The 14,353-nt window shown below is 51.6% G+C and carries 13 protein-coding genes; 1 reads left to right on the forward strand and 12 read right to left on the reverse strand.

Annotation, left to right across the window (positions count from 1 at the left end; translation table 11 throughout):
• From AC1WIP_RS03665 to AC1WIP_RS03675, 3 genes are all read right to left on the reverse strand, one after another.
• A partial coding sequence (locus AC1WIP_RS03665; protein ID WP_481140539.1) for an Lrp/AsnC family transcriptional regulator occupies positions 1–438 on the reverse strand: 438 nt, incomplete at its 3' end.
• Positions 439–462: 24 nt separating this feature from the next.
• Positions 463–1,491 (reverse strand): AIR synthase-related protein, encoded by a 1,029-nt coding sequence (locus AC1WIP_RS03670; RefSeq protein WP_481140540.1) that lies wholly within the window; start codon positions 1,489–1,491, stop codon positions 463–465.
• A gap of 39 nt (positions 1,492–1,530) precedes the next feature.
• Positions 1,531–3,006: a VanW family protein gene (locus AC1WIP_RS03675; protein ID WP_481140541.1), complete on the reverse strand. Its 1,476-nt coding sequence runs from the start codon at positions 3,004–3,006 to the stop codon at positions 1,531–1,533.
• 222 nt (positions 3,007–3,228) lie between these two features.
• Here AC1WIP_RS03675 and AC1WIP_RS03680 point away from each other — a divergent pair, with 222 nt between their 5' ends.
• Complete coding sequence (locus AC1WIP_RS03680) at positions 3,229–3,837, forward strand: hypothetical protein (RefSeq protein WP_481140542.1); 609 nt, start codon at positions 3,229–3,231, stop codon at positions 3,835–3,837.
• On the opposite strand, the gene AC1WIP_RS03685 is transcribed toward AC1WIP_RS03680, so the two are convergent.
• The 9 genes from AC1WIP_RS03685 to licT form a co-directional block, all read right to left on the reverse strand.
• A complete protein-coding gene (locus tag AC1WIP_RS03685; protein WP_481140543.1) occupies positions 3,803–4,504 on the reverse strand; it encodes a 3'-5' exonuclease in 702 nt (233 codons plus the stop codon). The two genes, AC1WIP_RS03680 and AC1WIP_RS03685, sit on opposite strands and share 35 nt — an antisense overlap.
• Positions 4,479–6,257 carry a B12-binding domain-containing radical SAM protein gene (locus AC1WIP_RS03690; RefSeq protein ID WP_481140544.1) on the reverse strand — a complete coding sequence of 593 codons (1,779 nt, stop codon included), beginning with the start codon at positions 6,255–6,257 and terminating at the stop codon, positions 4,479–4,481. Before AC1WIP_RS03690 ends, AC1WIP_RS03685 begins: the two co-directional genes overlap by 26 nt.
• Before the next feature lie 3 nt (positions 6,258–6,260).
• Positions 6,261–7,157, reverse strand: a complete 897-nt coding sequence (locus tag AC1WIP_RS03695; protein ID WP_481140545.1) for a metallophosphoesterase family protein — start codon at positions 7,155–7,157, stop codon at positions 6,261–6,263.
• A gap of 129 nt (positions 7,158–7,286) precedes the next feature.
• Positions 7,287–8,900, reverse strand: a complete 1,614-nt coding sequence (ptsP, locus tag AC1WIP_RS03700) for a phosphoenolpyruvate--protein phosphotransferase (protein WP_481140546.1) — start codon at positions 8,898–8,900, stop codon at positions 7,287–7,289.
• Positions 8,901–9,266: 366 nt separating this feature from the next.
• Entirely contained in the window at positions 9,267–10,736 is a 1,470-nt protein-coding gene (locus AC1WIP_RS03705) for a PTS transporter subunit EIIC (RefSeq protein ID WP_481140550.1), read from the reverse strand.
• Positions 10,737–10,840: 104 nt separating this feature from the next.
• Positions 10,841–11,098: an HPr family phosphocarrier protein gene (locus tag AC1WIP_RS03710; RefSeq protein WP_481140547.1), complete on the reverse strand. Its 258-nt coding sequence runs from the start codon at positions 11,096–11,098 to the stop codon at positions 10,841–10,843.
• Positions 11,099–11,150: 52 nt separating this feature from the next.
• Positions 11,151–12,764 (reverse strand): phosphoenolpyruvate--protein phosphotransferase, encoded by a 1,614-nt coding sequence (gene ptsP / locus AC1WIP_RS03715; protein ID WP_481140546.1) that lies wholly within the window; start codon positions 12,762–12,764, stop codon positions 11,151–11,153.
• 34 nt (positions 12,765–12,798) lie between these two features.
• Positions 12,799–13,281 carry a PTS sugar transporter subunit IIA gene (locus AC1WIP_RS03720; RefSeq protein ID WP_481140548.1) on the reverse strand — a complete coding sequence of 161 codons (483 nt, stop codon included), beginning with the start codon at positions 13,279–13,281 and terminating at the stop codon, positions 12,799–12,801.
• Positions 13,268–14,143 carry a BglG family transcription antiterminator LicT gene (gene licT / locus AC1WIP_RS03725; RefSeq protein ID WP_481140549.1) on the reverse strand — a complete coding sequence of 292 codons (876 nt, stop codon included), beginning with the start codon at positions 14,141–14,143 and terminating at the stop codon, positions 13,268–13,270. The genes AC1WIP_RS03720 and licT overlap by 14 nt, the downstream gene beginning before the upstream one ends.
• Between the last annotated feature and the right edge of the window lie 210 nt (positions 14,144–14,353).

The following is a 14,353-nucleotide window of genomic DNA, read 5'->3' on the forward strand; positions in this document are numbered from 1 at the left end:
CACTGTGCCGTGGTCTTTATATTTCTTTAAAATAAAGTGGGTTGCCGTACTCAATACGGTATCCAGTGTGGAAAGCTTATCAGACACAAAATTTGCCACCTCCCGCAGAGTCTTTCCCTCTAAAATCACCATCAGGTCATAGCCCCCTGAGATCAAATATACGCTTCTCACCTCGGGATATTTATAAATGCGCTCCGCAATGCCGTCAAACCCCTGGCCTCTCTGGGGAGTCACGCGCACCTCAATCAAAGCGTCCACCTTATCCACGGAGGTTTTCTCCCAGTTAATCAATGTATGATATCCGCAGATGATACCCTCCGCCTCTAAAGCGGCAATCTCGTTTACCACGTCTATCTCCTCTACACCCAAAATCACCGCCAGCTCCTTTAAATCAATCCGGCTGTTTTTTTCAATGACAGCTAATAATTCTTCTCTCATTTTCCACTCCATTCCGCACTCATTTTATGAGCGCTGTAATAATTTATAGATTTCATCCGTCTGGGGCCGGTCCATATAGCGGATTTCCTCTCCATTACGGATGATTCTGCGGCTGCCTTCGGTAATTTTCCCTACTATCCTTGCAGGAATCCCCTGCTCCGAAAGGATCTGGGCAAGCGCCTGTCCGTCCTTGCTGGTCATCACGAGACATCCCCCGGACAAAAGCTCATAAGGGTTTACCCCACAGTACTCACAGACCTCCACAGTTTCCTGCCTAAGCGGCAGCTCTCTTAAGTCGATGGCAAGTCCGGTACCTGCTCTCTCTGCAAGCTCCCACAGAGCGGCAAAAATGCCTCCCTCGGAAGCGTCGTGCATGGCGCAGACACCGGACTTCACGGCTGCTGCGGCCTCCGGCAGTATGGAGTAATACCGGTCAAAGGAAGCGGCCTCCTCTACAAAGTAAGCAGGATATCTCTCCCGGAGCTTATCCTTGAAACGTCTGGCAAGGAAGGCCGTTCCCTCCAGGCCAATCCATTTACTGACCACAATATCCTGTCCCGGCGCGGCCCTCCCCGGCCCATTTAACAGGCCGCTCTTTCCAAAGCCCGTCACCACCCCACAGGGGGCCTTCACTTCCCTGCAGATTCTGGTCTGTCCTCCCGCTATGGCAACCCCCAGTCCGCTGCAGGTTGCTTGCGCCTGCTCCATAATTGTCCTGATATCCGATTCCTGAATGTGCTCTGGCAGAAGAAGGGTGATCATCACCGCTGTGGGACGGGCGCCTCCCGCCCCCAGGTTGTTAAAGCATTTTTGCAGCAAATGCCCTATGGGCATTCCATCTTTTGCACCTTCCATTCCCTCCTCTGTGCCTTCCATTTCAATAGTGAGCGCCGCCTCCTGCATACAGCTCACAACACATTGGCCGTCCCCGGACGCGAAAAAGGCGCAGTCTCCCCCTACGCCTGCGCCGCTTACGATTTCTTTTCCTTCTGTTTTTATGTGCCGCAGCACGGAACGCTTTAAAATTGTCTCCGATACCTTACCGATCTTCATCTAAGCCTCCCGTCCTATCGCAACTCCTTCTGCGTCTTTTTACTGCTCTCCGATCTCCACACTGTTGGTATCCGCAGGCTGTGCCGTCAAAAGGGCTATCACATTTTTCACATGGTCAATGCTGTTGGTTCCAATGGCTGCCATAATCTCCTCATAGGCTGCGGGATCGCTTGTAGCTGTTCCCACAGTAGCGCTTCTTGGCACCATCTTATAGCTGCTGCTGTTGACCTGGGTACGGCTTACCTCCACCCCGTCCTCGGTAACCACCTTCCAAAGCCTTGCCTTATATCCGATATGGGCACTCTCCTGAACAATATATCCAATGGGCTGGCTTGCATCCGCATAAATCATATCTGCCGGGGGATTGATCACCTCCAGCACCTCGCTCTCGTATTTGACCTGACGGTTGGCCGGCCTGGTCTCCTTGCCGTATATAGTGAAGGTAATTCTTTTATTCTCTATCACGCCTTCTATGTAAATAGGGGCGTCCGTGCTATTTACAAAGCAGAAATCCTTTCCCGAGCTTTCTGCAATGGCCGCATCCGCCGAAGGATCCACATAGGAGACAATCATGGAATGATTATGGCGCTCTGTAACCTCCAGCTCCGCATTTAAAACTGCATTGTACAGTGTAGTGGAAACCTGGCAGATTCCGCCGCCCAGGCTGTCAACCACTCTTCCGTTCAGATAGGAGCCTGCCATATAATAACCGTTTGCCTGTGTAAAGGGCGCCACTGCCTCGTAGGTGGAAAATTCATCCCCAGGATAGACCACAGTGCCGTTTATGAGTTCACACCCATTTGAAATATTGGCGCTTCTGGAGGAACCGGACGTTGTATAGGAGGTGGTGAAGCTTCCAAGCACATCCTGCACCTGGGAAAGCTCTTCCTGTGTGCCTCTGGGCTCATCCACCACAATATCCAGCTCGATCCTGCAGGGCTTGTGATCCCACTGTGCAGTCAGGTAATCATACACGCTGTCAATAGAAGCTTCCACGTCAAGGATATAACCTGTGACGCCGGGAACCACCTCAAAGACGCCGTTTGTCCGCTTTAAGGACGCATCCACGGCAGCCTGATCATACTCCGTGCACTTTGTGAGCACATCATTGATGGCCTGCAGGTCAAAGTCCAGGGCAATGTCAAATACCTTGTTTTCATGCTCCAGATCCATCAGCACCTTATAGCGCTCTATCACGTTGCCCTGTGTTCCCAGCGTAAGGGCCTCCTGGACAAGCTCCGGATTTGCCCAGGAGATACCCAGCTCTCCGGCGGTAACCGTCACCTCCTGATCCTGTGCGGCCAGCAGTGTGATTTCCACCTCTCTTAAGCCTTCCACATAATTCTCCACAGCCGAGGAAGCCTCTTTAGCACTCATGCCTGACAAATCTATCTCCCCGGCAAAAACACCGGTTTTTATAGTCTCTTCTCCCTGAGCCCTTACTGTGATGCCGGCCGTAAGCGCCCACAGGCACAAACAAGCCGCCATACACCACCGACACAAATATTTTTTCATACTGCTCCTCATTCTTTCCTTAAAAAGCTGGTTGAAATCCTCTTTCTCTGTGCAAAAAAATTTGAATTAATAAAAAAAGTATGATAAAGTAGGAATCACCATAGCAAGCACCAGCAAAACGATGATGGCTGCCGAGATGCGCTGTCTCGTTTTTTTATTCCAATGAAACATAATTACTCCTCTTTTCTGATTCAAACAACAAACTCTGAAAGGATATTATAAATGAATTTAGTGGTTTTGGCAAGTTTAATCCTGTTTATACTAATACTTTCCATGCTCCTTTCCAAAAAAAGCAGGGAGAGCAAAAAGGCGGAAGCTCTCTTCTGGGAAAGGGAACGCCTGGCCGACTCCGTGCGCCGAAAGCCTCTGGACAATCTGGATTATATTAAAATCCCCTTAGACACCTTTCCCCTAAGCCTGATGGAAGAAAATCCTGCGGTCAGGGAATGTGTGGATATCCTAAAAACCCTTTCCACCCAGCCCATCGTCAACCTCACAGGCTATTCCAACACCGATTTAAAGCTGGAGTACGGCACCGCCAATATTACGGCCCTGTCCGATTACGACCAAAATTATACCGTACTGGTGCGCACCCTGCAGAAATGGGCGGATCTTTTATGGGACAACGGCTTTATCCCACAGGCCGCCGCCATCATGGAATTTGCGGTGAGCACCAAAACCGACATAAGCCGCACCTATTACAGGCTGGCGGAATACTACTGCGCAAACGGCCAAAGAGACAAAATTCCCCTTTTAATCCAGACCGCCCAGTCCCTTCATTCCGCAAACAGCAAGACTATCGTCCGTACCTTGCAAGAATCTTATCCGTAAGTCTGCTTGCCTCACTTTTGGTAAGCTTTTCCACATCAACGTCCACCATCAGTTTATGCCGCGCAATCAGGCTATATAACCGTTCCTTTTGGGATTTTGCGGCAGGTGTGTCCCTTTTTGCCTGATATTGCAGCACAAAGGGACAAAACACCTCTTCCTGGGGGTCATAAAACTGCCGGACCAGCCTTTCATAGAGGGCCGATGCAGCCTGGGCGTCCCCAAGGGCTCTGTGAGCCTCATGGGCGATCCCATAATAGGCACACAGGTAATCCAGATTTCTGTGCTCCAATTCTCCAAGATACTTTTTTGCAATCTTTAAGGTGTCAATTCCCTCCTTTTCAAAGGACAGTCTCTGATCCACCGCCGCCTTTTTCAGGAAAGAAAAGTCAAATAAAACCCGGTGCCCCAGCAAAGGATAATTCTCCAGAAAGGAAAACAGGGAAGGCGCCACCTCTCCGATCTGCAAAGCGTCCTGAAGCATCTCATCTCTAATTCCCGTAAGCGCCGTGATTTTTTCTCCCAGCCGTCTGCCTGGATTCACAAAGGTCCAAAAGGTATCCTGAACCTGGCCGTCTACCACCTTCACGGCTCCGATCTCTATTATTTTATCAAGCTTTGGGTTTAACCCTGTGGTTTCCAAGTCAATGCTGACGTAAGAGCGTATCATATGTTCCCTTTCCATGGCTTCTTAAAATTGTGGTGCGCGCCTCTCCGGTCAGAGGAGAACGCTCTCTATAGTCAAACAGCACAAAGCAAGGCTTTTCTTTTGCCTCCCCAATTTTCTCCGGTTCCCACACGGGATAAAAGAAGGGCTCTAAATGGGTCATTTTGCTCATCTGCTTCCAGTCATATCCCTCATAGCCCTTCAGATAGCTCCTTTGAATCTCCTGCGTCTGATAAAAGTCCCGGATATCCTCTTTAAAGGGAGCCATATCCCGGGCAAAGTCCGGCCTGCTTTTTGCCTTTTCCCGCAGATACATGTCATAGGTGAGAAGCTCTTTATAGGCGGGAAGCCTTTCCGGGTCGCATTCCCACGCAAACCGAAGCAGTATCCCATAGCGGTGGGCTCTGGCCGGGCTGTTGAGAAAATAATTTTGTTTTTCAAAGAAATCCCCCATGGACGCAAACATGGCAAAGGGGCTTTGAAATACTTTTACAAGAAGCCTGAGCGTATGGCTGTATTGTCCGCTGTTGTAGTACAGCTCCACCAGCTCCTCTATTTTTTTAAGGTGCCTGAGCTGTCCAAAGGAGAGCCAGTTGGTAGAAAGCACCTCATAGGGCGGCTCCTCAAGATAGCGAATCCCGAATTGCTCCGCGTCCTCGTACAGCTTTGAACCCTTCAGCACCTTTAAAAAGCCAAGCTGCAGCTGCTGGGGCTTCATGGCATAGACTCTGTCAAAGGATTCCGCAAAGCTCTCAAGGTCTTCATAGGGCAGTCCAGCGATCAAGTCCAGATGCTGGTGTACATTATTTCCCGCCCGGATGGCGGCCACATTTTTTTCAAGCCGCTCTAAATTCGTCACTCTGCACACCGCCTTCAGGGTATGTGGATTTGTGGACTGAACTCCGATCTCAAGCTGAACCAGCCCAGGGCGAAGGCTGCCAAGCAGCGCGATATGTTCCTCCTTCAATAGATCTGCCGAAATTTCAAAATGAAAATTAGTGACACCATTGTCATGTTCCTGGAGATACCTCCAGATCTCCAGGGCATGAACCGGGCTGCAGTTAAAGGTTCGGTCTACAAATTTCACCTGCTTTACCCTGTGATCCAGGAAAAATTGCAGTTCCTCTTTTACGACACTAATGTCACGTATCCGTATGCACTTGTCCACCGAGGAAAGGCAGTAGCTGCATCGGTATGGACAGCCCCTGCTGCTCTCATAATAAATAATCCTGTTGGCAAAGGGCTCTAAGTTCTCATAGGGAAAAGGCAGGCTGTTTATATCTAACAGCTCTCTGGGGCCGGTGAAACCCTGGGGCAGGCATAAGCCCGCACAGGCTCCAAAATCTATGTCCATTCCTTGCTCCCTTTTTTCGTAAAGGGTAATAAGCTCTCTAAATGCAGCCTCGCCCTCTCCCACCATAATGCCTGTAACCTGCGGATATTTCCTCAGGATGTCCTCTGCGCCAAAGCTCACCTGGGGCCCCCCCAGCCAGATGTCCGTGTCCGGAAGCACCTTTGGCAGCTCCTTCAGCAAATCCTCCACCAGCTTCCAATTCCAAATGTAACAGGAAAAGCCTACCGCCTCCGGTCTCTGTTCATAAATTTGAGCCAAAATATCCATCTTGTCCTGGTTTATGGTAAACTCCGCCAGTACAATCCGGTTCGAAAGCTCCTTCCCCGCATAGGCCCGCAGGCTGTAGATGGCGGGATTGGAATGAATATATTTTGCATTAATGGCAGTCAATAAAAATTTCATCGGTTAAAGCTCCAATCTCCTTGCTACGGTCTCCCACACGCTCTCTGGAATCTGTGCCAGAGGAAGGGGCGACTCCTTCTGCACCTCTAGGATACTCTGATAAAAATAATTGATTCCGGTAACCAGCGTCTTTTTTATGGCCCGGCACAAGATTCTTCCATCCTCCTCCAGACCGCTGGTCTGAAAGTCCCGCAGAAATCCCTTCACATCATAAGGAATGGATAGCAGTTCCATACGCCATATGCCGTCTTTTGATGTGCTGTCTTTTGCTTCCCCGCCTTTTGATCTCCTGCCTTGTAAAGCCTGTCCTGTCACCAGGGCAAACTGAGCCCTTCCTCCCACTCCGTCTATGGCAAGCCCCAGAGAGCCCGGGTTTAAATAGGTCTTTTCTCCCTGTGTAAAAATTTCCTGATGATGGCTGTGCCCTCCAAAAAGGTATCCCTGCTCTATGGCCCCCAGAGCCCGCTCTCTGGTTCCCCGGCCAAAGGTTACGTTTCCTCTTATCTGTCCCGGTGTGCCATGGCACAGATAAGTGTCCGGACAGCCCTCCTTAGAAAAAATCTCTTCCCGGGGCAGTTCTTCCAAAAACGCCAAATCTTCCCTGGATAGATGAAGGGCCGTATAATACAGGGCTCCGTTTGCAGAGGAAGGCTTCCATCCCTGGCTCTTTTTTTTATTTTCCAGCAGATATTCCTCTCTGTTGCCTCTGATCATAACACAGGGACGGCTTTCCCGCATTTCATAAATAAGCCTCATTGTGCGCTCCGGATAAGGACTGTCCGTCACGTAATCCCCCAGACACAGTATCCCATCCACAGGATGCTTCCTGAGATAATCCAAAAACGCTTCCAGCGCCATATAATTTCCATGAATATCACTGATGACCGCAAATCTTGTCATGCCCTTTCCCCCGTCTTTTCTTTCTTCTTCCATATTACCAGGCGTTTGCAAAACTCGCTGACAAAGCCACGAACCTGGTCTTAATAACCAAAAACGGGTTCCGCAATTACCTGCCTGTATTGCAGTCCGTCAGATGTTCCGCACCGCCTCCCTCACAGACAGCACGCTGGACGGGGCTACCGAAAGCTCATCCACCCCCATCTCCAGAAACCTCTCCGTAAGCCCCACATCCGCCGCCAGGTCCCCGCAGATCCCTGCCCATATCCCCGCCGCATGGGCATTCTTTACCGTCAGCTCTATCAGACGCAGCACCGCCTCGTGGTGGGCGTCAAAAAATTCCTCCAGCCTCTGGTTCTGCCTGTCTATGGCCAGCGTGTACTGCGTCAGGTCATTGGTCCCCAGGCTGAAAAAGTCCACCTCCTCCGCCAGCCTGTCGCTGATTATGGCCGCCGCCGGGGTCTCCACCATGATCCCAAGCTCCACTTCCCCAACGGCCTTCCCTTCCTCTGACAGCTCCTTCTTTACCTCTTCCACGATCTCCTTTATCTTCCGCACTTCCTCCACGGATATCACCATGGGGAACATCACCGCTGCCCTCCCGTACGCTGACGCCCTGTAGATGGCGCGCAGCTGGGCTGCAAACACATCCCTTCTCGTCAGGCAGATCCGGATGGCACGGCACCCTAACGCCGGGTTTTCCTCCCTGGGCAGCCCGAAATAGTCCGCCTGTTTGTCCGCTCCGATATCCAGGGTCCTGATCACCACCTTTTTCCCTTCCATCCGGGAGAGCACTTCCTTATAAATCTCAAACTGCTCCTCCTCCGTGGGATAGTCCTCCCTTCCAAGGTAGAGAAACTCGCTCCGGAAAAGCCCTATGCCTCCCGCATCCGACTCCAGCACCTTCTCCACCTCTTCCGCGCTTCCTATGTTGGCATATATCTCCACCCTTCTCCCGTCACGGGTCTCGTTCTCCAGGCCCCTAAGCTGCTCCAGCCTCCCCTGGCGCTCTTTCTGCCTTTCCTCTCTCTCCTGAAGCTCTGAAAGGGTCTCCTCATCCGGCTCCACATAAAGCACTCCCGAAAACCCGTCCACCGCACCCTGTTTCCCGTCATACTCCTCCTTTAACTCCACCTGGGTCTGCACCAGGGCCGGGATGTTCAGGGACCGGGCCAGGATCGCCGTATGGGAGTTGGCTGATCCCCCGCACAGGGCAAATGCCAGTATCTTATCCTTGTCAAGCTGCATGGTCTCGCTGGGCGACAGGTCCTGGGCTAACAGGATCACCGGCTCTTCCCAGGGCGCTTCCTCCTCCCCGCCTGCCAGAATCCCCGCAACCTGACGGGAAACGTCCAGCACATCCGCGCTGCGCTGCTTCATGTAGTCATTGTCCAGCTCCGAAAACATCCGGGCAAACTGCTCCCCAGCAGTCCGCACCGCATATTCCGCATCCGCCTTCTCCTCCCGGATCAGGCTGCGGACCGCCTCCAGGTAATCCGCATCCTCCAGCATCATCCGGTGCACCTCAAAGATCATGGCCTGTTCCTCCCCGGCCTCTTTCAGTGCCTTCTCATACAGGCCCTCTATCCGGGCCGACGCTTTCCTTCTGGCCTCTTCAAACCGCGCAAGCTCCCCCTCCGCATCCTCCACTGTCCGTTTTGGGGCTGCCGCCTCTTTTCTGGCATAAAGGCGTATTTTCCCCGCCGCAGTCCCCTTGGAAACACCTTTTCCTGCATATTTCTGCATGTCCTGCCTTCACCCCCGTCCTGTTTTTCCGCTGCTATTTCCTGATCCGCAGACGCAAAGCCGCCCATAAAAGCATGCGGCGTCAATTATATAAAAAAACCAAACCTTATAAACTGACTGCAGCCAACCTGCCCCAAAGCAGTGTTGCGATCAATTTATAAAATCTGGTCTTGCCTGCCATGCAGTGACAGTCCATTTATCCTTCACTGAAACTAATCTCTTGACTTTGTTCGTATCATATCAAAGGTATTGCAGAAAGTCAATAGAACTTTATACGCCCTCAGACCGACAGGCCTGAGGGCGCTTTCTATTTGCTGTGCTAGGGGACAGCAGAGAATATCAGAAAATTAATGTTCCCTGTGTTTCTTATTTCAGCATTTTCTTCATTTCATCAGCCACAAACTGTACCTTAGTACCTACAATTACCTGTACCGAGGTTTTGCTGGGACGAATCACACCTGAAATTCCGGCAGACTTGATCTTCTTTTCATCCACCTGGGTGTAATCCTTTACTTCAATGCGCAGTCTTGTAATACAGTTGTCAAGGGAAGCGATATTGCCCTTTCCCCCCAGTCCCTGTAAAACGATAGATGCAACCTGGGTAAAGTCATCGTTAGCCAAAACAGCCGCTTTCTCGGTTTCCACATCGTCGTCCTCACGTCCCGGCGTCTTTAAGTCAAACTTCACAATGGCAAACCTGAATACCACATAGAACACGATAAAGGCCGCAATGCCCAGAGGAAGAATCATCCAAGTATTCTGTGCTGCCGGCAGGGGTGCGGAGAACAGAAGATCCGTAGCGCCTGCGGAAAAGCTGAAGCCTGCCCGGAAGCCCAAAAGCACGGTAATCACAGTAAAGATACCATACAGCAGAGCGTAGATCACATACAGGCCGGGCGCCAGGAACATGAATGCGAACTCAAAGGGCTCAGTAACGCCGCAGACAAAGGAGCAGACTGCAGCGGAAGCCACAAGGCCGATAGCCACTTTCTTCTTGTTGCTCTTTGCGGTATGTATCATAGCAAGTGCCGCGCCGGGAACACCACCCATCATACAAGGGAAGAAGCCGGACATATACATACCAAGACTCCAGGTGACATCAGCGGAGGTGTCTCCTGCCCAGAAGTGGGACAGGTCGCCGATTCCGATGGTGTCAAACCAGAACACGTTGTTCAGGGCATGATGCAGACCGGTAGGGATCAGCAGACGATTCAGGAAAGCATAGATACCTGCTCCCACTGCATCCAGTCCGATGATGGCCTCGCCTACTGCGATAAGAACACTGAACAAGAGAGGCCATACAACCATCAGGATGGCTGATACAATAATAGATACAACTCCGGACACAATGGCCACACAGCGCTTGCCGCTGAAGAAGGACAGCCAGTCGGGCAGCTTGGTTCCCTTAAACTTATTGTAGCACACAGCGCCGATGATACCGGCCAGAATACCGATAAAAGGATTTACAATTTTGTCAAAGGCCAGCACAGCATTCTCATTTGCCGCGATAGAAGGAATAATGGTGGTAATCACGGATGTGTTGAGGAGAGATGTGATCATCAGCCAGGACACCAGCGCAGCCAGCCCTCCTGTTCCGTCATTATCCTCAGACAAGCCTACTCCCACACCAATTACAAACAAAATCGCCAGATTGTCTATAAGAGCTCCTCCGGCCTTCACCAGGAAAAATCCGATTCTCTCGATAATTCCCGTAATCTCGCCGCCCTGCATGGTGGCGGGACACATCAGGTAGCCGATACCCATCAGGATACCGCAGATCGGCAGACAAGCTACCGGAAGCATCAGGGCCTTGCCCAGCTTCTGTAAATGTTTCATCATAAATAATAAACCCCCGTTTCTTCCTGCCCTAGCCTCAGGATTATTTTATTCTAAAGGAACCTTTTTCCTCCGAATACAGTTTGAAAATGTAGTAGAAATTTTTAAAGATTTTCCTTCATAAACGCTTCCAGAGCCGCAGCCGCCTTATCCTCATCCGGACCCTCCAGTGTAAACTTAACGGTCTGTCCCTTTTTCACAGCCAGCATCATCAGGGAAATCAGCTTCTTTGCATCCGCCTTTTTCTGGCCGTTGTCAATGGTCACCGTACTGGCAAACTCTCCGGCCTTTTTTACCAGCAGGCCTGCAGGCCTTGCATGAATTCCCAGCTCATCGGTAATGGTGTACTCAAATTGTTTCATTTCTCTTTTTCCTTTCTTTTCCTATTCCTTTCTTTTCCTATATTACAGTCCGTCAGATGTTCCGCACCGCCTCCCTCACAGACAGCACGCTGGACGGGGCTACCGAAAGCTCATCCACCCCCATCTCCAGAAACCTCTCCGTAAGCCCCACATCCGCCGCCAGGTCCCCGCAGATCCCTGCCCATATCCCCGCCGCATGGGCATTCTTTACCGTCAGCTCTATCAGACGCAGCACCGCCTCGTGGTGGGCGTCAAAAAATTCCTCCAGCCTCTGGTTCTGCCTGTCTATGGCCAGCGTGTACTGCGTCAGGTCATTGGTCCCCAGGCTGAAAAAGTCCACCTCCTCCGCCAGCCTGTCGCTGATTATGGCCGCCGCCGGGGTCTCCACCATGATCCCAAGCTCCACTTCCCCAACGGCCTTCCCTTCCTCTGACAGCTCCTTCTTTACCTCTTCCACGATCTCCTTTATCTTCCGCACTTCCTCCACGGATATCACCATGGGGAACATCACCGCTGCCCTCCCGTACGCTGACGCCCTGTAGATGGCGCGCAGCTGGGCTGCAAACACATCCCTTCTCGTCAGGCAGATCCGGATGGCACGGCACCCTAACGCCGGGTTTTCCTCCCTGGGCAGCCCGAAATAGTCCGCCTGTTTGTCCGCTCCGATATCCAGGGTCCTGATCACCACCTTTTTCCCTTCCATCCGGGAGAGCACTTCCTTATAAATCTCAAACTGCTCCTCCTCCGTGGGATAGTCCTCCCTTCCAAGGTAGAGAAACTCGCTCCGGAAAAGCCCTATGCCTCCCGCATCCGACTCCAGCACCTTCTCCACCTCTTCCGCGCTTCCTATGTTGGCATATATCTCCACCCTTCTCCCGTCACGGGTCTCGTTCTCCAGGCCCCTAAGCTGCTCCAGCCTCCCCTGGCGCTCTTTCTGCCTTTCCTCTCTCTCCTGAAGCTCTGAAAGGGTCTCCTCATCCGGCTCCACATAAAGCACTCCCGAAAACCCGTCCACCGCACCCTGTTTCCCGTCATACTCCTCCTTTAACTCCACCTGGGTCTGCACCAGGGCCGGGATGTTCAGGGACCGGGCCAGGATCGCCGTATGGGAGTTGGCTGATCCCCCGCACAGGGCAAATGCCAGTATCTTATCCTTGTCAAGCTGCATGGTCTCGCTGGGCGACAGGTCCTGGGCTAACAGGATCACCGGCTCTTCCCAGGGCGCTTCCTCCTCCCCGCCTGCCAGAATCCCCGCAACCTGACGGGAAACGTCCAGCACATCCGCGCTGCGCTGCTTCATGTAGTCATTGTCCAGCTCCGAAAACATCCGGGCAAACTGCTCCCCAGCAGTCCGCACCGCATATTCCGCATCCGCCTTCTCCTCCCGGATCAGGCTGCGGACCGCCTCCAGGTAATCCGCATCCTCCAGCATCATCCGGTGCACCTCAAAGATCATGGCCTGTTCCTCCCCGGCCTCTTTCAGTGCCTTCTCATACAGGCCCTCTATCCGGGCCGACGCTTTCCTTCTGGCCTCTTCAAACCGCGCAAGCTCCCCCTCCGCATCCTCCACTGTCCGTTTTGGGGCTGCCGCCTCTTTTCTGGCATAAAGGCGTATTTTCCCCGCCGCAGTCCCCTTGGAAACACCTTTTCCTGCATATTTCTGCATGTCCTGCCTTCACCCCCGTCCTGTTTTCCCGCTGCTATTTCCTGATCCGCAGGCAGTCGTCCCCCGGCTTTACATGTCCCTGGGCGATCCCCTCCACCGCGGTAAAATCCGGCGTATTGCAGATAATCATCGGCGTCATACAGTCATATCCCTCTTTCTCGATGGCCTGTATGTCCGCCTCAATCAAAAGCTCTCCTTTCTTCACCTGTTTCCCCGCTTCCGTTTTGATCTGAAAATGCTTTCCCTCCAGCTTTACCGTATCCAGACCGATATGAATCAAGATTTCCACTCCCTCACTGGTTGTAAGGACCACCGCATGGCCGGTGGGGAAAACAGTACTCACCTCCCCGTCCGCAGGTGCAAAAACCTTTCCGCCCAACGCCTGAAAGGCGACTCCTTTCCCTAAAATCTCATCCCGGAAAGTGGGATCGCTCACCTGGGACAGGGGAACGCATTCTCCTTCCACGGGCGCTCCCAGTAAAATTTCCTTTTTTTTCTTAAAATCAAATAAGCCCATCCTCCATACTTCCCTTCTTTTTAGTTTGTTTTTCAAAGCTGACCGTCTGTTTAATCCACAGTGTCAGATAAATCTGTTCTTCCTCCGTCATCTCACACTGGTATTCTTTTTTCAAATGCTCTCTCACCTTCTGGGCTGCCAGATACTCCCTGCTGCAGTACCTCTTCACAAATTGATAAAATTGTTCATCCTCTTCCCCCTCCCCCGAGGGCATAAGCAGCATCCGGTAAGACAAAAACTTCAGATTGGACAGCAGGCAGTCCATACGAAAGGAATCCTCCGGCGGCAGGGACAGCTCCTCCTCCAGAATCTTTATGGTATCCCGGATCACATTTGTTACCCGCCAGGTATCCCGGACCTTTGTGTCAAACTGTGCATTCACCAGGTGAATGGCAATGGATGCGGCCTCATCGTCCGGCAGACGGATTCCCGTATACTCCGCGATCAGGTCTAGCGCGTGCATGCCGATCTCAAACTGCTGGGGATAAAATCGTTTGATTTCCAGATAAAGCGCGTTGGAAAAATCCATTCCCTCCCGGTACCGTGTGATGGCAAAGCTGATGTGATCCGTGAGCGTCAAATACACGTTCTGGCTCAGCCTGGTATTTAACTGCTCCTTGGCATACGCAATGATATCCGCCGACACCTGAATGTTCTCCAGAGGAATATTTTCCAGCAGATTTTCAAACTGCCTGCGCACATCACTGTTTTCCAGACGGAATATTTTTTCAACATCCGCCTCACTGACAGTCTGCCCCGGCCTTTTCTGAAAACCAATTCCCCTTCCCATGACAATAATCTCATTGTGATCTGCATCCCATGAAGATATGACGTTATTATTGATAACTTTTCCGATTACCATACCTGCTCAACTCCTGGGCAGATCACCTTCTGCCGTCTTTTGTACTGAAAGCTGTTTATAGATAGAAAAAAACCAGGCTTTATAAACTGACCGACAGCAAAACTGCCTAAAAGCAGTGTTGCGGTCAATTTATAAAATCTGGTTTTGCCTGCCACACAGTAACAATCCATTCATTGTTGATTTGAACCAAACTTTAATTATGTATATAGC

The sequence above is a fragment of the Acetatifactor sp. genome (genome assembly GCF_982438285.1).

Excerpts from the sequence above, each read along its gene's own strand:
- ptsP (WP_481140546.1), bottom strand. The coding sequence starts at position 12,764 with ATGCAGAAATATGCAGGAAAAGGTGTTTCCAAGGGGACTGCGGCGGGG.
- AC1WIP_RS03675 (WP_481140541.1), bottom strand. The coding sequence starts at position 3,006 with ATGAAAAAATATTTGTGTCGGTGGTGTATGGCGGCTTGTTTGTGCCTG.
- AC1WIP_RS03670 (WP_481140540.1), bottom strand. The coding sequence starts at position 1,491 with ATGAAGATCGGTAAGGTATCGGAGACAATTTTAAAGCGTTCCGTGCTG.
- AC1WIP_RS03705 (WP_481140550.1), bottom strand. The coding sequence starts at position 10,736 with ATGAAACATTTACAGAAGCTGGGCAAGGCCCTGATGCTTCCGGTAGCT.
- AC1WIP_RS03685 (WP_481140543.1), bottom strand. The coding sequence starts at position 4,504 with ATGATACGCTCTTACGTCAGCATTGACTTGGAAACCACAGGGTTAAAC.
- AC1WIP_RS03710 (WP_481140547.1), bottom strand. The coding sequence starts at position 11,098 with ATGAAACAATTTGAGTACACCATTACCGATGAGCTGGGAATTCATGCA.
- AC1WIP_RS03690 (WP_481140544.1), bottom strand. The coding sequence starts at position 6,257 with ATGAAATTTTTATTGACTGCCATTAATGCAAAATATATTCATTCCAAT.
- AC1WIP_RS03695 (WP_481140545.1), bottom strand. The coding sequence starts at position 7,157 with ATGACAAGATTTGCGGTCATCAGTGATATTCATGGAAATTATATGGCG.
- AC1WIP_RS03720 (WP_481140548.1), bottom strand. The coding sequence starts at position 13,281 with ATGGGCTTATTTGATTTTAAGAAAAAAAAGGAAATTTTACTGGGAGCG.
- licT (WP_481140549.1), bottom strand. The coding sequence starts at position 14,143 with ATGGTAATCGGAAAAGTTATCAATAATAACGTCATATCTTCATGGGAT.
- AC1WIP_RS03680 (WP_481140542.1), top strand. The coding sequence starts at position 3,229 with ATGAATTTAGTGGTTTTGGCAAGTTTAATCCTGTTTATACTAATACTT.
- ptsP (WP_481140546.1), bottom strand. The coding sequence starts at position 8,900 with ATGCAGAAATATGCAGGAAAAGGTGTTTCCAAGGGGACTGCGGCGGGG.